Annotated in this window: 22 protein-coding genes and 1 riboswitch; of the genes, 16 read left to right on the top strand and 6 right to left on the bottom strand. The window is 43.1% G+C overall.

Annotated features, from left to right (window positions below; translation table 11 throughout):
• Positions 1-210: 210 nt before the first annotated feature.
• Entirely contained in the window at positions 211-1,080 is an 870-nt protein-coding gene (locus tag MHZ95_RS00525) for a DUF4349 domain-containing protein (protein ID WP_239388384.1), read from the bottom strand.
• A gap of 109 nt (positions 1,081-1,189) precedes the next feature.
• Positions 1,190-2,368, bottom strand: a complete 1,179-nt coding sequence (locus tag MHZ95_RS00520; protein WP_239388382.1) for a DHH family phosphoesterase — start codon at positions 2,366-2,368, stop codon at positions 1,190-1,192.
• A 256-nt stretch (positions 2,369-2,624) separates the two neighbouring features.
• Between MHZ95_RS00520 and uvsE the strand changes: the two genes are divergently transcribed.
• The 6 genes from uvsE (at position 2,625) to MHZ95_RS00490 (ending at position 8,057) form a co-directional block, all read left to right on the top strand.
• The gene (uvsE, locus tag MHZ95_RS00515; RefSeq protein WP_239388380.1) at positions 2,625-3,587 is read left to right on the top strand and encodes a UV DNA damage repair endonuclease UvsE; all 963 of its coding nucleotides are present in this window, start codon (positions 2,625-2,627) and stop codon (positions 3,585-3,587) included.
• 241 nt (positions 3,588-3,828) lie between these two features.
• Positions 3,829-5,238, top strand: a complete 1,410-nt coding sequence (locus MHZ95_RS00510) for a SulP family inorganic anion transporter (RefSeq protein WP_239388378.1) — start codon at positions 3,829-3,831, stop codon at positions 5,236-5,238.
• Positions 5,239-5,252: 14 nt separating this feature from the next.
• Complete coding sequence (locus MHZ95_RS00505) at positions 5,253-5,666, top strand: universal stress protein (RefSeq protein WP_239388376.1); 414 nt, start codon at positions 5,253-5,255, stop codon at positions 5,664-5,666.
• 240 nt (positions 5,667-5,906) lie between these two features.
• Positions 5,907-6,362: a PaaI family thioesterase gene (locus MHZ95_RS00500; RefSeq protein ID WP_370642863.1), complete on the top strand. Its 456-nt coding sequence runs from the start codon at positions 5,907-5,909 to the stop codon at positions 6,360-6,362.
• 115 nt (positions 6,363-6,477) lie between these two features.
• Positions 6,478-7,206 (top strand): SDR family oxidoreductase, encoded by a 729-nt coding sequence (locus MHZ95_RS00495; protein ID WP_239388373.1) that lies wholly within the window; start codon positions 6,478-6,480, stop codon positions 7,204-7,206.
• 401 nt (positions 7,207-7,607) lie between these two features.
• Positions 7,608-8,057, top strand: a complete 450-nt coding sequence (locus MHZ95_RS00490) for an SRPBCC family protein (RefSeq protein ID WP_239388371.1) — start codon at positions 7,608-7,610, stop codon at positions 8,055-8,057.
• Positions 8,058-8,128: 71 nt separating this feature from the next.
• Here the strand turns inward: MHZ95_RS00490 and MHZ95_RS00485 are convergent, their stop codons facing one another.
• Complete coding sequence (locus MHZ95_RS00485; RefSeq protein ID WP_239388369.1) at positions 8,129-8,494, bottom strand: SLAP domain-containing protein; 366 nt, start codon at positions 8,492-8,494, stop codon at positions 8,129-8,131.
• A gap of 194 nt (positions 8,495-8,688) precedes the next feature.
• Between MHZ95_RS00485 and MHZ95_RS00480 the strand changes: the two genes are divergently transcribed.
• Positions 8,689-9,324, top strand: coding sequence for a hypothetical protein (locus MHZ95_RS00480; protein WP_239388367.1), 636 nt, complete (start codon positions 8,689-8,691; stop codon positions 9,322-9,324).
• 310 nt (positions 9,325-9,634) lie between these two features.
• On the opposite strand, the gene MHZ95_RS00475 is transcribed toward MHZ95_RS00480, so the two are convergent.
• Both MHZ95_RS00475 and MHZ95_RS00470 read right to left on the bottom strand, forming a co-directional pair.
• Positions 9,635-9,988 carry a hypothetical protein gene (locus MHZ95_RS00475; RefSeq protein ID WP_239388365.1) on the bottom strand — a complete coding sequence of 118 codons (354 nt, stop codon included), beginning with the start codon at positions 9,986-9,988 and terminating at the stop codon, positions 9,635-9,637.
• Positions 9,989-9,994: 6 nt separating this feature from the next.
• Positions 9,995-10,141 carry a hypothetical protein gene (locus tag MHZ95_RS00470; protein ID WP_239388363.1) on the bottom strand — a complete coding sequence of 49 codons (147 nt, stop codon included), beginning with the start codon at positions 10,139-10,141 and terminating at the stop codon, positions 9,995-9,997.
• Positions 10,142-10,606: 465 nt separating this feature from the next.
• On the opposite strand from MHZ95_RS00470, the gene MHZ95_RS00465 reads away from it, so the two are divergent.
• The 4 genes from MHZ95_RS00465 (at position 10,607) to MHZ95_RS00450 (ending at position 14,303) form a co-directional block, all read left to right on the top strand.
• On the top strand, positions 10,607-11,593 hold the full coding sequence (locus tag MHZ95_RS00465; RefSeq protein ID WP_239388361.1) for a sulfonate ABC transporter substrate-binding protein: 987 nt from the start codon (positions 10,607-10,609) through the stop codon (positions 11,591-11,593).
• Positions 11,590-12,372 (top strand): aliphatic sulfonate ABC transporter permease SsuC, encoded by a 783-nt coding sequence (gene ssuC / locus MHZ95_RS00460; RefSeq protein WP_239388359.1) that lies wholly within the window; start codon positions 11,590-11,592, stop codon positions 12,370-12,372. Before MHZ95_RS00465 ends, ssuC begins: the two co-directional genes overlap by 4 nt.
• A 15-nt stretch (positions 12,373-12,387) precedes the next feature.
• Positions 12,388-13,203 (top strand): ABC transporter ATP-binding protein, encoded by an 816-nt coding sequence (locus MHZ95_RS00455; RefSeq protein ID WP_239388357.1) that lies wholly within the window; start codon positions 12,388-12,390, stop codon positions 13,201-13,203.
• Positions 13,204-13,646: 443 nt separating this feature from the next.
• Positions 13,647-14,303, top strand: a complete 657-nt coding sequence (locus tag MHZ95_RS00450) for a YitT family protein (protein WP_239388355.1) — start codon at positions 13,647-13,649, stop codon at positions 14,301-14,303.
• Between the two features lie 124 nt (positions 14,304-14,427).
• Here MHZ95_RS00450 and MHZ95_RS00445 read toward each other — a convergent pair whose 3' ends face one another.
• On the bottom strand, positions 14,428-14,613 hold the full coding sequence (locus MHZ95_RS00445) for a hypothetical protein (protein WP_239388353.1): 186 nt from the start codon (positions 14,611-14,613) through the stop codon (positions 14,428-14,430).
• Between the two features lie 384 nt (positions 14,614-14,997).
• Here MHZ95_RS00445 and MHZ95_RS00440 point away from each other — a divergent pair, with 384 nt between their 5' ends.
• The 5 genes from MHZ95_RS00440 (at position 14,998) to acsA (ending at position 20,412) form a co-directional block, all read left to right on the top strand.
• The gene (locus MHZ95_RS00440) at positions 14,998-15,636 is read left to right on the top strand and encodes a FusB/FusC family EF-G-binding protein (RefSeq protein WP_239388351.1); all 639 of its coding nucleotides are present in this window, start codon (positions 14,998-15,000) and stop codon (positions 15,634-15,636) included.
• Between the two features lie 204 nt (positions 15,637-15,840).
• Positions 15,841-15,953, top strand: a riboswitch (SAM riboswitch).
• A 177-nt stretch (positions 15,954-16,130) separates the two neighbouring features.
• Positions 16,131-17,114, top strand: a complete 984-nt coding sequence (locus MHZ95_RS00435) for an aliphatic sulfonate ABC transporter substrate-binding protein (RefSeq protein ID WP_239388349.1) — start codon at positions 16,131-16,133, stop codon at positions 17,112-17,114.
• A 16-nt stretch (positions 17,115-17,130) separates the two neighbouring features.
• The gene (locus MHZ95_RS00430; RefSeq protein ID WP_239388347.1) at positions 17,131-17,973 is read left to right on the top strand and encodes an ABC transporter permease; all 843 of its coding nucleotides are present in this window, start codon (positions 17,131-17,133) and stop codon (positions 17,971-17,973) included.
• A gap of 13 nt (positions 17,974-17,986) precedes the next feature.
• Complete coding sequence (locus MHZ95_RS00425; protein WP_239388345.1) at positions 17,987-18,706, top strand: ABC transporter ATP-binding protein; 720 nt, start codon at positions 17,987-17,989, stop codon at positions 18,704-18,706.
• A gap of 2 nt (positions 18,707-18,708) precedes the next feature.
• Complete coding sequence (gene acsA, locus MHZ95_RS00420) at positions 18,709-20,412, top strand: acetate--CoA ligase (protein ID WP_255726481.1); 1,704 nt, start codon at positions 18,709-18,711, stop codon at positions 20,410-20,412.
• Positions 20,413-20,422: the final 10 nt, after the last annotated feature.

Here is a 20,422-nt window from a genome sequence, read left to right as displayed (position 1 = left end):
TTCGATGGTGAAACCTATTATTGGTACCCTTGGGATACCTCTATCGTATCGAATAATATGAAGAGGTTTGTTAGTGGAAACTAACTATTTCTTACAAAGGCACTCGTAAAAGGGAACCCCCATTATACCGTTCGAAAAATCAGGAACGGTGTGATGGGGGATTCGGTTTATGATTAGACGATTGTCATTAACTGTATGTTCTCGTGAAACTTAGCCATTTGGTTTCTTTCTTTTAATGATAAAGTAAACGCCAGTTCCAACAAGCAAAAGGAGGACAATGACGGGCAAGTTTCCAATTAGGAACACAATCAAACCAGAACCGGCAGCTAGGATGAAGTTCGTACTGGTCGCCAGTTGCTTTTTTGTTTTCCCCCATGTGTCCAAGTTTTTACTGTCCACGGTCGGAACAACTACGCGATCTTCAAACATGGTGATTTCGATTGTGGAATAAGCGGTTTGGTTTTCAAGATAATTCATCTTGCCGACAATTACTTCAATTTCTTCTTGGACTGTTGCTAAATCGGATGATATTTTCAATAAATCCTCGGTCTTTTCTGCATCGCCCATAAACGCAAGAAGTCGTTCTTCAACTGCACGCTTCGATTTTACTCTCGATTGTAAATCCACGTATTGCTCGGTTACATCCTGCCCCGTCACATTGCGCACTAGTACCTCAGCCGATTGCTCTTCGGTATCTGTCAAAATCGCTTGGAAATGGTTTTCCGGAATGCGGATGATCATCTTCCCACTGACGGTGTCAGCCGATTCCCGATATACATTTGATTCAACGATGTAACCTCCGTAGTCAGCCGCCTTTTTTTTAAGCTGATGCATGGCGTTTTCTAGTTCTTTTACTTTGACCTGCAATTGTGCCTGGTGGATAATCATGCGATCCGTTGTGCTTTCTTTCGGTTGTACCTCTTGCGCAGTATCCACAGTTGAATGATCCGTTGCACTTTCTACGGCAATGTCATTTGAAACTGCTTTAGATTCCTCTATAACAAGATTTTCCGAGTGATTGGAACTACAAGCTACTAATACAAAACATAGGAACAGAATGAAAACGATTTTGCCTTTCATAATTAGGAACACCTCTCTTTCTTAATCAGTTAGACGGAATGTTTGGAAAAAAGTTACGGTTTGGCAGGGATATAAAAAATACCTAGCGTGTATTCACGCTAGGCACATGTCAATCTTTCCTTACTTGCTCCATCAAATAATTAACAAACGCATCATCCCTGACAAGCCATGCTTCATAGTTTCGTTTCAGGAAGATTTCTCCTTCCTCGAAGCTAGTAAAACTCTGTTCCAAATTTGTTTGGTTTTGTTTGATTGCCCAGGCCTGATCGTTTACGGGATAGAGGAGAAAGAGCTCTTCCATCCGGTTTTTATATAGGGAACCAAACGAGGAACGTTTCAAATTATAGCGATTGCGTCGTGCGTCTTCCCTTAACGGTTCCAATGGGAACGTGTCTACCACAAACTGTTGATAAGCCTCATTTGTTAACGAGCAACCGGATGCTTTTGCATGTCCGCCTCCGCCGAATTGGCCGGCCACTGCTGAAACATCAATATGATCGTGGATGGTCCGAAAACCGACTCGTTTCCCACCGATATTGAGAATCGCGATATAATCCAAGTGTGGACAATCCTTGCCTAATTCATTGCCGAGCTCTGAATGGTAGGATTCCGCATACACGACGCCGGCAAAATGGTCGCCCGCTTGCGCCTGCACAAGTTCACGCCTTTTCCGGCGGATATAGCGTTCGATTTTATTTTCTTCCATATCCAATATTTTCGTTTCAAATTCATCAAAGTGAAAATGCTCGCTTGCTTGAAGGCGGTTGATCATTTTTTCTTCAAATTCCTCAATGGGGACTAAGAAAAAGAGGGCATTGAGTCGTTGCGCATGCTGATTGTCATTTTTCTCCCATTCCCATGTATCATATTGCCTGACGAGCTCAACAAATTCAGCGACAGCGTCTGATGGATCCATGAACTGATGGGTCACCAAGTATTCATACAAAAGGGAAGTCGCGGAAGTTAATTTTCCTTCGTCGTCTTCCACCACGACATGACCCCACGCATAATCATTGAAATGCAACGCAGTCTTATGATGATCCAGCATTTGCACTTTTCCACCCGCTTGAAAAAACACATCCAGCCTTTTCTCATTGTCCTCACTTACCGACAAATCCGTAATGAACAAAAAAGTATCTTGATCATCGTTATCCAAAAACCATTCCACTTCCCGATCCAGACCGGAAACCGAATTATAACGCACTTTGACCTGTTTCCCAAAAGCGAGCTTCGCCAAAATTCCGCATCCAACTCCATCTAAATCATTATGGGACAATAATTTATACATAACGTTCACTCCTCGGAAAATAGTATGGTCGAATTGGGTGGGGAACAGTCGCTTACCACAAAATCTCAATTCAAAATTGTCATGGCAACTGGCACCTTTTGTGATAGCACCGTATATTTGTCTAGGCTGAGGTGAGACTATATATGTCCATTACTCGTTTTACGTTTGGTTTTTCTATAATTTTGTATAGACGTCCAGACATTTTCATGCACCTTTACCAAGGTCTTTTCAAATCATAGATAAGATGAGGTGGAATATGACGATTGTACGACTCGGTTATGTGGCGATGAGTACGGAACTAAAAAATGCCTCACCATCCAAAACCATGACGTTTACTCAGTTCCAGAAAATCGGGGATCGGGTAGCAGCAATTCGCAAGTTGGAACGGATTGCACTGGAGAATTTGGAAAATACCCATAGGATACTAAAACATAATAACTTTCATGATATCCATTTTTATCGCTTCACATCACGATTGATTCCATTAGCCAATCATGAAGAACTTTCTGATTGGGATTTTTTGCAACCGTTAAAAGGGAAATTAGATGAAATAGGGCAGTTTGTAAGAAACAATAATCTGAGAGTCGATTTTCACCCTGACCATTTTGTCGTTTTGAATTCTCCGAAAAGAGATGTATTGATAAATTCAGTAAAGAATTTAAAGATGCATTATTTGCTATTAAAAGCAATGAATATAGATGTCACACATCGCTGTGTGCTCCATATTGGCGGCAACTATAAAGAAACTGAAAAATCATTAGAGCGTTTTGTTGTGAATTGGAATCATGTTCCATTGCCCATTCAACAGATGATTATGCTGGAGAATGATGACACGTCATTTACACTTGAGGACACGCTATATCTAAGCGAGAAACTAGGGATTCCGCTTGTATTTGATTATTATCATCATCTGGCCAATCACCGTAATGAAAAGTGGGAAGATAAATGGGACCGAGTGGTGGCGACATGGAAGGACTCACCTCTTCCAATCAAAATGCATATCTCTAGTCCGAAAAGTGAGGACAAATTTCGTCATCATTCGGATTATGTGGATGTAGACATGTTTTTCCGGTTCTTAAACGAGATTAAAGGTTCAATTCCGCAAATTGATTGTATGATCGAGGCTAAACAGAAGGACGAAGCACTTTTCACCTTAATCAAAAAAATTAAAGAAAGGGAGGGCGTAGAGATGATAGATGGTTCGTCTTTTTATGTCTAGAAGACAAACTCGATACGATGCATCTTTATGTTAAAAATCATAATAGCGTATGAAGAAAAGTGCCAGATTCCAAAGCAATTTCGAATTGTTTTGGAAACTGGCACTTTACTTTTTGAAACGGTACTTGCCATCTTGCCCATCCATTCTGCTATAATTGGAACGAATTATACACATTCTTACCTACATCTATCGTAGGTATATATCGTTTAGACAACTGAGAATAAAGAGGGGAGAACAATAATTGCATACTTTGAAACAACAATGGTTCGGAAATGTGCGTGCCGATATTCTTGCGGGAATCGTAGTAGGACTAGCGCTCATTCCTGAAGCGTTGGCTTTTGCGTTTATCGTAGGAGTGGATCCACGTGTCGCGCTATATGCTTCGTTTACGATTGCTGTCATTACTTCATTTGTCGGAGGGCGTCCGGGTCTGATTTCAGCGGCAACCGGTGCAATGGCATTAGTCCTCGTCAACTTGATGGCGGATCATGGCTTGCAGTATGTGCTGGCAGCCACTGTTTTGACAGGCGTCATTCAATTGATCCTCGGTGGACTCGGGGTGGCGAACTTGATGCGTTTCATCCCGAACTCCGTTATGCTCGGATTTGTGAATGCACTCGGCATTATGATCTTCATCACCCAACTTCCTTACTTAAAAGGAAGCAATGCAATGACGTATCTATTCGCGATTGCGACATTGGTGTTGGTATATGTCGTGCCGCGCTTTTTCACCGCAATCCCTGCACCTCTTATCGCGATTGTCGTTATGACGGGCATCGCATTGCTGAGTGGTGTATCGCTTCAAACCATCGGTGATTTAGGGAAGATGCCAAGCTCATTGCCAACTTTCTTCCTTCCGGATATCCCGCTCAACTTGGAAACATTGAAAATCATCTTCCCTTATTCATTGGCCTTATCCATTGTCGGTTTATTGGAATCGTTGCTGACTTCCCAAGTATTGGATGATATGACGGATACGCCGAGCGATAAGAATAAAGAGGCGCGCGGGCAAGGAATCGCGAACTTCATAACAGGTTTTTTCGGCGGGATGGCAGGCTGTGCATTAATTGGCCAATCGATCATCAACATGAAATCAGGTGGTCGTGGACGCCTATCCACATTCACAGCGGGCGTCTTCCTGATGTTTTTGATCATTGTTTTGGGCGATGTCGTCGTCAAAATTCCGATGCCTGTCCTGGCAGGCGTCATGATTATGGTCGCCATGACGACATTCAATTGGAGTTCGTTCAAGTTCCTGAAGCAAGCGCCAAAAACGGAATCGGTCGTTATGCTGATCACCGTCGCGATCATTTTATATACGCATAATCTTGCAATCGGTGTCGTCATCGGCGTTGTACTGAGCTCACTATTTTTTGTTGCGAATATCTCTCGGGTGACTGTGACGCGAAATGAAGGCATATATAAAATAAAAGGACCGTTATTTTTCGCCTCCACTACGAAATTCATCCAGTCATTTAGCGACGTAAAAGAGAAGGAAATCGTGATTGATTTCGAAGATAGCCAGCTCTGGGATGAATCATCTGTTGGAGCAATCATCAAGGTCAAGCAGAAACTTGAGGAAGAAGGCGTAAGGGTAACAATCCGAGGGTTGAATTCTTCCAGTGAACAACTATACGAGAAGTTACTATAGAGGAGGGGATTTTTATGAAAATTGCTGTAGCCATCGACGGATCGGAAAATGCGCTGCGCGCTGCAAGACATGCCATCACACTGGCCCAACACTTCCCGGGCGCACAATTGGAGATCATCTATGTCGCGGATTACAATAAAGCGAAAGACGAACGACTTTTAGCACAAAGCGAAGAAAGTCTCCTGCTGAAACGACAGCGAAAAATAGATCCCGTTCTGGAACTGGCCCATCATGCTGGCGTAAAAGCGAAAACGGCGCTACTAAAAGGGGACCCGAGCCAAGAAATTATAAAATTCGTGAACGAAGAAGCGATGGATCAACTCGTCATCGGCAGCAGGGGCCTAAACGCTTTCCAAGAAATGGTGCTTGGCAGCGTCAGTCATAAAGTCATGAAGCATGTCAATTGCCCTGTGACGGTTGTTAAATAAGAATGGTGCCATTGTAAAAGTACCTAGGCACGAAATTATTCTGAGCACAGGTACCGACAAATATTTCGATAATGACAAAGACCAACCGACGTCCGTTTGATCACAAAATGGACGTCGGTTTTTTGGGGGCGCAAAAACACAGTCATCCAAATACTGAAAAACTTGTGAATTGTTCAAAAAAGTATTACGATAATTACGTACATCGTTTTTTTATTGAAATATAAAAAGGGGGAAATGATGATGAAAGCGGTTATCGATGAAAGTGAATTACATCATCAACATAAAGAAGTTATTATACAAGCATTGAAAAAAGACGCGTATGCAAACCATTTAGGTATTCAATTAATCGAGGTTGGCGAAGGAACAGCAATTGCAGAGTTAAATTCCGAAGCCTATATGTTAAATGCACACGGAACACTTCACGGAGCTGTTACCTTCGCAATTGCCGACTATGTATTCGCAGCAGCTTGCAACTCCTATGGTCGAACAGCTGTTGCGTTGACCAATACGATCAATTATATGGCAGCTGGCAAAGAAGGAGCACTTATTCGAGCCACTGCCGAGGAAGTAAAGAAAAATTATCGAACTGCTTGGTACACGATTAAAGTTGAAAGCGATGGAGAGCTAATTGCTACAATGGATGCGACAGCGTATCGATTAGGCCATTATTTTGTACCGGTAGAGGAAGAAATTTGAGGTTCTAGGTTCTGGAACAATTAATGAAGGTAGGTCCCGTTGAGAGCAATCACTTCGGGTCTTTTTGATGTGAAGGATCTTTGTAGAAATAAAAGACTAGAAGGGTTGGGCGCATATGTTCAATGTCGAAGGGAAAGTTGTTATTTTAACTGGAGCTTCCAGTGGAATTGGTGAATCTACAGCTAAGGAGCTTGCCAATCAGGGAGCTAGGGTAGTTCTTGCAGCAAGGCGTGAAGAACGTTTGAAAGCGCTCGATGCAAGTATTGAAAAGCAGGGTGGCATTTCTGTATATAAAGTAACGAATGTTGCTGTTCAAGAGGAGATGGAAGATCTGGCTCGTTTTTCCATAGAAACGTTTGGACAAATTGATGTGCTGATTAACAATGCCGGTCTCATGCCACTATCTTTTTTAAGCGAAAAGAAAATTTCTGAATGGGATCAAATGATCGATGTCAATATCAAAGGCGTACTTTACGGAATTGGTGCCGTTCTGCCTTATATGCGAGAGCGAAAAAAAGGGCATATTATCAATATATCTTCTGTTGCCGGACATATAGTTGAACCAGCCGCGGCTGTGTATTCCGGAACGAAATTTGCTGTTCGGGCGATTACGGAAGGTCTACGAATCGAAGAGGCAAGAAATAATATACGCGCTACCATTATTTCACCTGGAGCGATAAATACAGAGCTTGTACAAACCATTTCTAATGAAAAATTAAGACAAAATGTAGAAAAACTGTATCAAACCGCTATTCCAGCAAAAATAATCGCTGATACTATTCTGCACGCAATTGCTCAACCGGATTACGCCTCCGTTAATGAAATTATTGTTAGACCTACATGAATGCGGTCAATAACTGTTCCCCTTTACGAATGTACATAACGGGCAGATGCGGTATAATATTAGTTGGTGAATCGGTAGAAAAAGTTTCAGAGAGTGATAGATTTAACTTGATTCAGCAGAAGTCCCCCACTTTCATAAGTGGCGGGATGAATGCCAGAAAGCACTTCAATCAGAGGGAGTACAAACTACCTGCTGATTAGAGGAACTCAGGCTAAGGTCGCCGCGTCCTGAATGAAAGTGCCTTAATTTCTGCAAAAAAACGCAGAAATACGGCAAATCGAACCCTTCGCTGTTCGATTCGCAATTCAAAATCTGGACGCAGTCACGCCGAGGCGCGATTGATTCTACCCTGAAGCTTATTTGGAACCAAATTGAAAATAACAAAGAAAGTAGTGAAATGTATGGCAATCGCATCACATTCTGTAAACATACCAGCATCTGTAGAAAACGTATGGGCATATGTGAGTCAAATTGAAAACTGGGCAACGATGGTCCCCGCTTATAAGGAGCATGAGCAAATTGATGAACAAAAGTCGATTTGGACATTTGAAGGGGAATTCAAGGGCCTCAAAAAGACCGTGAAAATGGAATTGGACATTACTGAATTTCACGCACCATCGACGATCCGTTTCGAATTGAAAGGCTTAACGGATAATTTTACAGGTAGTGGACAGTTTACTGCCGAGGAATCAGCAGAGCATACAACGATGACGGGAACGGTTGAAGTCAATGCGGGTGGCTTATCAGGAGCTGTGTTAGCACCTGTTCTCAAAATGGTGTTACCAAAAGTGACAACACGCTTAACAGAGAAAATTGCGCGTCAAATTAAACAGGACAAGGTGCTTGTTTAAAAGAATAAAAGAGTGCCTGCCGGCCATACGGTTTATAATTGTATGGTGGCAGGCACTTCTTTATTTTTTCATTAACTCCAAATCATGAATTGGGGATCATCCGTTGTTTTATTCGCTTTGGAAAAGATGAACGTCCATGGCATGGAGGTATTGCCGGCTATTTCACAAGGCAAGTTAAACTTAGCATTGGCCAGTTGTTTGCCTTGTTCATAGTAGGCGATGGTTGTATTGCGTATGTATAAAGGAAACTCTTCACAATTATGGATGAGCACAGTAATCAGCTGCTCATCTTTATAATTGCGGGCATTCCATAAAAATGAAAAATGGACGCCGTTATCTAGCTGTTTCATTTGTTGTTGGAAATGCCTCATCATTTTTTCGCGATCAGCCGGGGCGATGGTACGGTCCCATGCAGGTTCAAAATAGAGCTTTTGCATCTCTCTGCCTCCTCTGACTCTGTCCGTGCATTTATCATAGCATACTTGTTTAAAACAAAAAAAGTAACCGGATATATACATGGTTCGGATTTATATAAGCATCAATTGGAAAGGACATTTTTGCATGCTGTCGAATAAGTCGTTATGGTCAAAAATAAGCCGGAAACTCAGTCAACATGAACGGAGGTAATACGATGAGTATGCATATAGAAGAAGAGCGCCGAATGGCAATTAAAATGCCGGAAATTCGGAAAAAGGAATTGCGGTCAAAACTGACAGCTGCGGAGCAGAACGAACTGGATCAGATGTTGGCTCTCAAGGCTGAAAGATACCCGGATAGCAAAGAACAGCAGTACGCTGAAAATGTCAAATTGACAGCCATCAAAAACATGACAATCAAAGACGTTACCCGCAAAGAGTCACTCTTCCAAAAGTTATTCAAGCAGGAAAGTTTGAAGGAATACAGAATTCAAATCTTGGACGAGGAAGAGGATATCGCCACATACACCTTCCATTTCACATTCGGTCTTGAAATTCGGCAATTGATAGAAGACGTAGGACTCGGGCTCGATTGGCCGAACATGTTGCCCGTGGACGACGCCATGTGCTATACGGATCCACTTGAAGAGGAAGACAAAGAATGGTTTGAAGCTTTCCCAGATCCCGCTTGGTGTTTCTCCAAACTGCAACAGGCTCAAGAACTTGAGGGAAAAGCCGCTGCCCATGGGGAGAAGATGGTCTCGGTGATTCAATGGCTGAAGACGCATTGGGAAAACGGGTACCAAATCTATGCGGACATCGATCCAATGGAAGATGAGGAGTGGGGTTGAGGCTTGGAAATATAGGTCATCATTTTCTAGGATACCTTGCTTACATTAACTACACTTTTTTACAATTTATTTTCCCTTTGAATCAAATGAATAGAAGAATAGCTTTAACGTAAATAAAGAGTCCCTGTCGGCCATACGGTTTATAACTATTGGTCTTTAGCGAAAGGGAGGTGGAGGTGCAAGATACTAATTTATACTGCATATCAAAATGTCGCAAACGTGCCTTTCATCCTTCTACGGTATATTCAAAAAGGCACCTCCTGATACGTTTCCCGTATCAGGAGGTGCTCCGTATGAATATGCGCTGTTCTTACTTTACACGCGCACTGTCTATCAATTTTCGAATTTGCTCTTTTGAGATATTGACTTGATCGGACTTCGAATATATATCCAAAAGGTATACTTCATTATCTGCAGTTACTACATATTCAATGATTCTAAAACCACCCGTTAAACCTTTTCGGGCACTCGAGTTTCGCATTCTTTTCTTAAAGACTTTGTTCCCGTCTTTTACTACTCGCTGTATGTCTTCACCTAAATCGCCTTCAATTTCAACTTCATCAAGGAATACTTCAAAATCATCATCAATTTTGGGATATCTTTTTTTAAGTTTCTTATATCGGGCTTCAAAAGTTGGAGTAGTGATAGCTGTATATTTTGACATTACGATTTACTTTTCGCGTGACTCTTTTAGGAAATCCCTAGCCGACTTTTTAGGAAGTTCTGCAGTTTGAATCAACCTTACTTCGTTTAAAGCTTTGGAAACGCGGTGATTGTTTAAGTCGGAACTGATTTTGACGATTGACTCTGTAGCCATTTCAATATCCTCCTTTTTACACATACCGACCACATCCTTCTAGAATAATCGAAGTCAGTATATGCATTCTTTATAAACATTATACTAATCATCCAGAAGAAATACCATAGATTAGCGGTATTCGTTGCAAGGGGTGAAGGGTGTTAGTAAAAAAGAATATCTTTAAAATGCACCTCGCTCGTGCACATCTTATAAAGTCTTACTTCTGCAAATTTCATATCTATAGAGCAATCGGGTATTGGCCTGGATGTAAGTTTGGGCAAGGAAGAAAACCGGTTTTATCGAGCATCAGGAATTAGAACTGGACCAGTGTATTGATGAACTGGGAATTTGTAACCTCTTCGCTCTCCATCCCAATGAATACGCCTAAGCCCTTATTCACCTCCATGCATACTTTGTAGTTGAACCAGCTAATTGCCTAACGAGCATCACATGGCTGAAATATTGAGGGGATGTGTACCACTGTTGACAGTAAAGAGATCGTTAGCATTAGTGGGAAGCCTGTTTTTATTAGCGGCATTGCTCTTGAGTGCTTGTGGGGCCACTGAAAATGCAACAACACAAACTGCAGATCAAAAAATTCGGATCGGTTATCAGAAAAACGGTCCTTTAATCATTTTAAAAAACTTAGGAACGTTGGAGAAGCGGTTGGAGCCGCTCGGTTATCGAGTGGAGTGGCATGAATTTCAAGCAGGTCCGGCCCTACTTGAAGCTTTACATGCGGGTAGTATCGACTTTGGAAGAACGGGTGATTCTCCTCCCATCTTTGCACAAGCCTCGGGTTCTTCACTGCACTATATAGCTGTCGGGTTTTCGAAGTTCGAAGGTTCAGGGATTTTGGTGAAGGATGGCTCACCTATCCAAAAGCTGGAGGATTTGAAAGGGAAAACGATTGGTTTTGCGAAGGGTTCGAGCTCCCATTTTTTACTTGTGAAAGCTTTGGAGAAGGCGAATCTGAACTATGAGGAGATTACACCGGCATTTCTATCGCCGGGGGATGCCCGCGTTGCGTTTGAACAAGGGGACATCGATGCTTGGGTGGTTTGGGATCCATTCACGGCCGACACAGAATTATCAACAGATGCGCGACTTTTAGTGAACGGTGCAGGGCTGACTTCGGACCGTGATTACTTTCTCTCATCGTCGGACTTTGCTGCTGAGCATAGCGACATCTTGAAGGAGGTAGTCGAAGAAATCCGGAACTCCAGTGACTGGGCCAATGAACATCCTGAAGAACTCACGAAAATGCTATCGGATATTTTAGGAATCGATGATGCTTCCCTGAAGTTAGCAGTAGAAAGACGTGTATATGGAGTTGAGCAAGAAATTTCCGGAGAAATCATTACAGAACAGCAGGCAATCGCAGACACATTCTATGAATTAGGCATCATCCCGTCAAAAATTAATGTAAAGGAACGGGTATTTTCATTTGAAAAGGATGGAGGGAAATGAAACCTGCCGTTAGGAAGACGCTTTACAAAGCACTCCCTTGGTTCGTCCCTTTCCTTCTTCTCATCGTTTGGCAAATAGCCAGTAAGACGGGTATCTTGTCAGCTAAAACCTTATCTGCACCAACGGATGTCCTCCTTGCAGCAGTTGAGTTGACGCAATCTGGCGAACTGTTCCATCACGTGTGGGTGAGCCTTGGGAGGGCTTTGATCGGTTTTTTGATCGGGGGAGGTATCGGGTTCATTTTAGGGCTCGTGAACGGATTATTCCGTACATCTGAAATGTTAGTTGATACATCCGTTCAGATGCTACGGAACATTCCCCACCTGGCACTCATACCACTCGTCATTCTGTGGTTCGGAATCGGGGAAGAGGCGAAAATTTTCCTCGTTGCATTAGGGGTACTTTTCCCAATTTACATCAATACGTACCATGGCATTAAATCTGTTGATGCAGGGCTGATCGAGATGGGAAAGATATATGGCTTGAATAGAGTCTCCCTATTTTTCAATGTGATCTTCCCGGGTGCCCTTTCCTCCATTTTAGTCGGCATCCGCTTTTCTCTCGGGATGATGTGGATGACCCTCATTGTTGCTGAAACCATCTCTTCCACATCCGGAATCGGCTATATGGCGATGAATGCCCGGGAATTCATGCAAATGGATGTCATACTCCTGAGTATCTTATTGTATGCCTTCCTCGGAAAACTATCGGATATGATTGCACGTTCCCTTGAGCAACGTTGGCTAAAATGGCATTCAGGCTATGCGAAACAACCTTAGAAATGGGGGAAGGGCATGAAAGAAGAACGATTTCACATTCAGCTTAAGCGTTTGAAAAAATCCTATCATGACACGAAAGTGCTTGATCAATTATCCTTGAACGTACGTAAAGGGGAATTTGTCGCGATTGTCGGAAAGAGCGGTTGTGGGAAAAGCACATTGCTCCGGCTACTTTCCGGTTTGGAGAAACCCTCGGACGGACAGATCCTAATTGAGCACGAACCATTGATGGCCATCAATCGCCAATCGTGCATGATGTTCCAGGATGGACGCCTACTGCCATGGAAGACGGTGTTGGAGAATGTCGAGTTGGGATTGAAAGGATCTCACAGGGAAGAGGCGATGACCGTATTGAAGCATGTCGGTCTCGAACATCGAATCCATGAATGGCCTGCCAAACTATCCGGCGGACAAAAACAGCGGGTTGCCTTAGCTAGGGCCCTCATCCATAAGCCGAGTCTGCTGCTGCTTGATGAACCGCTTGGAGCGCTCGATGCGTTCACTCGTCTAGAAATGCAAAGCCTCATTGAAAACATCTGGCAGAAACACAGATTTACGGCGTTACTTGTGACACATGATGTAGAAGAAGCAGTTGCTTTGGCGGATCGAGTCATCCTGCTCCAAGACGGAATGATTGCCCAGGATATAGCGATCCCGCTTCCAAGGCCGAGACAACGAGACCACGCCACCTTCACCTCCACCGTGAAACAAATTTTGAAGCAGATCCTTGATGAGCCGAATCAAAGCGAATCGGGCACTTCGGAGGAGATCAGTTATCAGCTTAAACCGGTGGTACCTAAAGCGGCTTTATCCCGCTTTAACGGGCAGTAAGACTCCCACCTCAAGAATTAGGTAAAACGATAAGAATAGGTGGGAGATCAACTGCCAATCGAACAGAGAAGGGTTCGATTTGCCTTAATTTCTGCTCTCTTTGCAGAAATTAAGGCACTTACAGGAAGCCGCGAACTTAAGTTGCCTTCCTTCAACAGGGTAGTTTGGACGTCCGTTAAAGGAAGATAAAAGCCCGATTGGTTCGGGCCAACACGATGTTGGTTACACAAGCGTTGTCACAGGACGTGACGCTTTTAGCTTGTGTTCCCCTCAATCAGTGGGGGATGGAGAAAACCCCCACTGATTGAAGTTTCACTTTATAAGAAGTTGCCGGGCATTTGACAGACAAATACTCGGCAATATGATGGTCTCCATTCTTTTCTCCAAGCATAGACTGAAAGCAGCACAAACCATTGTGCCATCTCTCATGAGGATGATGCTAAGTGAAAAGAAGAGATCGTAGACAACCCGCAAAAAACATTCGCAGCTTCTTCAGAAAATACTTCCTTGTGGCAACCGGGGCCGTACTCCAAGGCTTTGCCATGGGCGTTTTTTTATTTCCAAACTATATCCCGTCAGGTGGAGCAGGCGGCTTCACCGTCTTGCTGAACTATTGGTTTGGCATTCCGTTCAGTTTGGCGCTATGGATCATGAATGCTTCCATGTTATTATTTGCCTTCCATTTTCTCGGTAGTAGGAGCACAATTGGCACGCTCTTTGGGATCACCGTCACCTCCATTTCCGTCAATCTATTTGAAGCGTCTTTGAATTCCCCCTTCTCCCATATTGCGCTCGATCTATTATTCGGATCTATTTTTTTAGGCTTGGGCATTGCCGTACTTCTGAGACAGGGCGTTTCAAACGGTGGCATTGGAGTCATCGCGTTGATCATTGCCAAGTATAAGAACATCAATCCAGGAAAGTCCCTGTTTTGGATCAATGGCGTCATCTTTGTGATAACGGCTTATGTCATTGTATGGGAAATCGTCATTCAGGCATTGATTTGCCAATGGGCATCTACGACGATTGTCAGATGGTTATACAATGTACGCGTGCCGAGGAAAAGAGTGCTTATTGATTTGATCTGGGGAAGGGATTAGCAGAATGCATCATGCACCGTTCGCGGGAAATCGAAAGTTGTAAACAAAAAAAGTGAAATCGACGGTGCGATTTCACTTTTCGTTTTTTAGAAGCTAGTGATGTCCAGCCTCGACCTTCTTTTTACTATTTCCCCAGCAGTGCCATTAAGCCTTTATAGATGAGCACAAGGGAGAATATTAACATAGCCAAAAGACCTATTAAGTCAGTGATTGGCTCGATACCTGACAAGAAAGTACCTGCTAAAGGAACTTTTAATAATGCAAACCCGGCTAAAATACTAGCCAACATTAAAAATATAAATCGGTCCATTCCATCCAGCCTCCTTTCCTTACATTATATGAACATGTAAAAGGAAGGTTGAACTTATTACGCCCTATAACGAGCTGTTGACCTTGTAAAAAAAAGAGAATAGAGTCGTTTTGTTTCAGAATCGTTTTTTAGTTGTCTCGAAAAAGAGAAAGCTGTATGATATTTGACGTAGCATCGAAAAGGCTATCGATCGGGAGGTGATGTGAAGATGGCAACTCGAATGACATTGCCAGCTTCTCGAAAGACTCATGCAAAGCCGGATGAGGAAAAGGCGATACTTTGCATGGGGCGGATGGACGTTTAATCGCCTATAGGAGAGTTCTCCATTTCTGAATGGTAGCTTTGCGCTTTGTTTACGCACTAAAAACAAAGGAGCTCACAGAAATGAATAACGAACAATTTATGAGAAATGATCAGTATAATTTTATTAAAAGACAAGTGCGGCAACTTGTAAATGGCCATAGTACGGTTAATGATGAACGGGTTATTGGCGCTCTTGAATCCCTTTCAATCGAAAGAGTTGTTGATCTGTTTACGGACATCACAGATGAGCATAAAGAAATGCTGAACAAGATTGTAGAGATTGTTGGTAAAGAAGAGGCCGAACAATTCTTACACGAATTGGAGTCTTACATTATACCGTTCAGCAAACCTTCGGAACAAAAGCTGAAAAAGTTGTTTCCCAAAGTGAAAAAATTAAAGCTACCTACAAAAAGTTTGGACTATCATAAAATGTCCTTTTTAAGTTTTGATGATATCGGGATGAAAAAACGATTTATCATTGCACCTAGCTCAAAAGGCATGATAGGTCTTTCGGGTACTTATGAAGAAACGAATAGCAAGCAAATTTGTGCAATTTGTAACCGGCTCACGAACGTTTGCATGTTCATGACCAAAACAAAAGGCGAGGGAATCGGCACCTATACGAAAAAAGGGAATTACATTTGCCAAGACACCACAGATTGCAATCACCATTTAGTGACGTTAGACAAATTAGTTGAATTTGTAGAGAACGTAAGATAATAGTTGAGGTACCAGTTCCCAACACGATTTTGAATTGTGTTGGAAGCTGGTACTTTTTTACGTGGGAAAAAGCACAAAAATGGATGCATACAAATTAATTTATTTTTTTGCGGAAAGTAAGTTGACAATATTATTTTTTCCGTCTATACTAATTTTCAGTCAACTGATTGTTTGAAAAGATCAATTTGTTACAACTACATAGATCTCTTATTAAGAGTGGTGGAGGGAATAGGCCCGATGAAGCCCGGCAACCGGCAGATGATCGTATCTGAAAAGGTGCTACATCCTACAGGCGTTTTAAGCTTGGAAGATAAGAGGAGGAATTGTTTCGACCCTCTTCTTAGGAAGGGGGTTTTTATATTGGATTATAAAAGAAAGATTAAAGAGGGATTTATGCCGATTAAACCCGAGTATACAGATAAGATAAATTAATCATTAGGTAAAATGGATTGAAAGGAATTTCAATATAAAAATGAACGCAGGAGGAAATCAACATGAGAAAATGGATAGCATTTATGGTAGTAATCATCGGCACAACGCTTTTGATGACAGCTTGTTCATCGGCTGAAGGGGAAGAAAAGAACAAGTTGGAAAAAGTTGTTTTAGATTATGCTTATTATTCGCCTACTAGTCTAGCGTTGAAAGAATTTGGTTGGGCAGAAGAAGCGTTTGAGGAACAAGGGATTGAAGTGGAATGGGTACTCAGCCACGGAAGCAATAAAGCACTTGAATTTTTAAATTCTAAAAGTGTCGATTTTGGTTCGACGGCTGGAGCAGCCGCATTAATTGCCAAATCGAATGGTTCGCCGATTGAATCGGTCTATATTTATTCAAAGCCGGAATGGACGGCACTGGTGACAACAGATGATGCAGAAATCACATCCGTCGAACAATTGAAAGGCAAGAAAGTAGCGGCGACGTTAGGAACAGATCCTTATATTTTCCTGCTACGTTCGTTACAAGAAGCAGGTTTGTCATCGAAGGATTTGGAAATTGTGAATTTACAGCATTCTGATGGTGCGAATGCCCTTTTGACGGGTCAAGTAGATGCGTGGGCAGGGCTCGATCCACATATGGCAAAGGTTGAAATCGATTCAGGTGCGAAATTATTTTTGCGCGATCATGATAAAAATACGTATGGAACGTTGAATGTTCGATCTGATTTTGCGGAACAACATCCGGAAGTGGTCGAGACAGTGATTGAAGTCTATGAAAAAGCACGGCAGTGGGTGATCGACAATCCTGAAGAGGCAGCGGACATCCTAGCGAAAGAAGCTGAAATGCCATTGGAAGTTGCACAAAAGAGTTTAGAACGCAATGATTTCTCAGATCCAATCCCTGGCGTGAAGCAAATTGAAGCGTTAAATGAAGCCGGTAAAGTATTGCAGTCAGAAAATGTTATTAAAGGCAATGTGGAAGTCGAGAAAATTGTGGATGAATTGATCATTGATCAGTACGCAAAAAAAGTAATCGAATGAAATAGGGGGAATAGGCATGACGGTCAAAATTGACGGAAAAGGATTATTTGAAACGAAAGAACAAAAGCCGGTGAAAGTTGGCTTTGAATTGAAAAAGGTGAGAGGTATAGCACTCGGCTTCATCATTCCGTTCATTCTTTTAGTCGTTTGGGAAGTGGCTGTCCGTTTCAATTGGCTCGATGCCTATGTCTTTCCCGCTCCGACCACCATTTTGCAAAAGATTATCGAGTTAGCGGCGGAAGGTACACTTTGGGGGCATGTGGGCATTACGTTCTTCCGTGTCTTCATCGGGTTTCTGGCAGGGACGGTTGTTGCAGTTGTCTTGGGGTCCATTGTCGGTTATTTCAAATGGTTTGAGCAGCTGATGGATCCGTTAATTCAAGCATTTCGCTCGATTCCATCTTTGGCATGGGTCCCGTTGTTCATCCTTTGGATGGGAATCGGAGAATCCTCTAAAGTGATGCTCATTGCTGTCGGTGTGTTCTTTCCGATCTATTTGAATATCGTTTCAGGCATTCAAGGGGTGGATCGTAAATTGATCGAAGTCGGGAAGATTTATCATTTTACAACGTTTCAAATTGTTCGCCGTATCATCTTTCCGGCTGCACTTCCATCGTTTCTTGTCGGTTTACGCAGTGGTGTCGGATTAGGCTGGATGTTCGTCGTGGCCGCCGAGTTAATGGGTGCCAGTCAAGGGCTCGGGTATTTGCTCGTTGTCGGTCAGAATACATATTCGCCAGAGCTTATCATTGCCAGCATCATTCTATTTGCATTGCTAGGGAAAGCGACCGATTCCTTGTTGAAAGCGTTGGAAGCACGTGCATTGAAATGGCAGGACAATTTACAAAACCAACAATAATGGAGGGATACCGATGTTGAAAGTGAAACAGGCGACAAGGACATTTAATGACGGGCTTGCTGGATTCCAGAACATCTCGTTTTCCATTGAGGAAGGGGAAACAGTCGGGGTTTTGGGGACGAGTGGATGCGGGAAAAGTACGCTCTTACGCGTTTTATCGGGGCTGGATCAGAATTTTGAAGGAGCTATTGAAATAGCGGGTATGGGGGAACAACCGATTGGGATGATCTTTCAAGAGCCGCGACTGATGCCTTGGCTGACAGTAAAAGAAAATATTCTATTTGGAGCGAAAGATGCGAAGAAAAAACAAGGAGTGATCCAGGAATATTTGAATCTTGTCGGTTTGTCCGACTTTGGCGATTATTATCCGAAAGACTTGTCTGGCGGGATGGCACAACGGGTTGCCATTGCGCGTGCGTTGATTGGCGAGCCTGATGTCTTACTGCTTGACGAGCCGTTTAGTGCGCTGGATGCTTTCACAAAAATGCAACTGCAAGATTTATTGTTGGAAATTCAAAAGAAACGATTAACGACGATGGTGGTCGTTACGCATGACATTGACGAAGCACTTTACTTATGCGACCGGATTTTCATCCTAGGAGGTCAGCCCGGGACATTGCAAGTGGAAATGCCGATTGATGTGGCAAAACCACGGGATCGAGGTAATACGTTCCTGGCGTCGAAAAAGGCGGAAATCTTAGATTTATTACATATTGAAAAGGTGGTTGACTAAACTTGGCAAATGAAGAAGTGATTTATCCATTTGAAGGAAATACTAATATAACAACTGATCTTCCATCACGAGAAGATTTTACATGGGAAAAAATCGAATCGAACTTCAGCTGGTCCGTTACGGGAAAAGTGAATATGGCCTATGAATGTGTGGACCGCCATGTGGTGAAAGGGTTTGGAGAGAAAGTCGCTCTCCATTATTATGGGGAAGAGGAAGAGTACACCCTGACGTACCGTGAATTGAAAGAAAAGTCGGATCTTTGGGCGACTGTTTTGAAAAAGCAAGGCGTGAAAAAAGGGGATTTTGTTTTTATCTTTTTACCAAAGCATCCTGATTGTCATATCGCCATGCTCGCTGCCATTAAGCTCGGAGCTGTAGTCGGGCCACTTTTTGAAGCGTTTATGGAAGATGCGGTGAAGGAGCGGATTGCGGATTGCCAGGGGACTTATTTAATCGCTTCACCTGAGTTGGTGAAACGGGTGCCACGTGCGGAACTGCCATCCTTGAAAACGGTTTTGATAACAGCGGAACCGGAAGAATGTAAGGGTGATGAGATTTCGTTATTTGAGGAAGCCCGGGCTGTTGAAATTGAGGAAGATATCATCGAGTGGGTAGATTTGGACCATGCACTGAACATTCATTATACAAGTGGTTCAACAGGGCGCCCGAAAGGAATTGTCCATGCACATCGAGTGATGATCCAACAATACATTACAGGCAGATGGGTATTGGATTTGAAAGAGGAGGATGTGTATTGGTGCACGGCCCACCCGGGTTGGGTGACCGGAACGGTGTATGGTGTATTCGCACCACTGCTTAACCGTGCGACCATTATTATTCACGGCGGTCGATTTAATGCCGATGAATGGTACTCCGTGTTGGAAAAATCCGGTGTCACCGTTTGGTATAGTGCGCCGACGGCATTTAGAATGTTGATGGCGGAAGGGGATGCAAAGACAGCGACCTATGATTTGTCAAAAATCCGCCATATTTTAAGCGTGGGCGAGCCGTTAAACCCGGAAGTGATCCGTTGGGGAATCAAAACATTGTCCAACCGCATCCATGATACGTGGTGGATGACCGAAACAGGGGCCCAACTTATTGTTAATCTTCCATCTGAAACCATTATTCCAGGATCCATGGGGAGACCTTTTCCAGGAATTGAGGCTGCCATTCTAGGAGATGATGGCGAAAAGCTTGCGCCTGGAAAAGTCGGTCAGTTAGCTTTGAAAGCAAATTGGCCTGCCATCATGAAGGAAGTGTGGCAAGATCCTGCGAAATATGCGACGTACTTCCCATTCGAGGGGTGGTATGTGTCTGGTGATTTGGCGACAATCGATGACAACGGCTATATCTTCTTCCAAGGCCGGAGTGACGATATGATCAATTCTTCAGGCGAACGAATCGGTCCATTTGAAGTGGAGAGTAAATTGATCGAACATCCAGCCGTTGCAGAAGTGGGCGTTATTGGAAAACCAGATGCCGTAAGGGGCGAAATCGTAAAGGCATTTATCGTCTTAAAGAATGGCTATGAAGCAAGTGATGCGCTGTTGCAAGAGCTTCGTCAATTTGTACGAAGTGGACTAGCAGCCCATGCGGCGCCAAGAGAAATCGAATTTCTAGAGGAGTTGCCGAAGACGCCGATCAGCGGAAAAATTCTTCGACGTGAACTAAAGGCAAGGGAACTGCAAAAAGTCGGCGTCTAATCTCCAGAAT

It is taken from the genome of Sporosarcina sp. ACRSM, from assembly GCF_022346545.1.
In the GTDB taxonomy this organism is placed as follows: Bacteria; Bacillota; Bacilli; order Bacillales_A; family Planococcaceae; genus Sporosarcina.
This window is presented reverse-complemented; position numbering and strand designations above follow the sequence as displayed.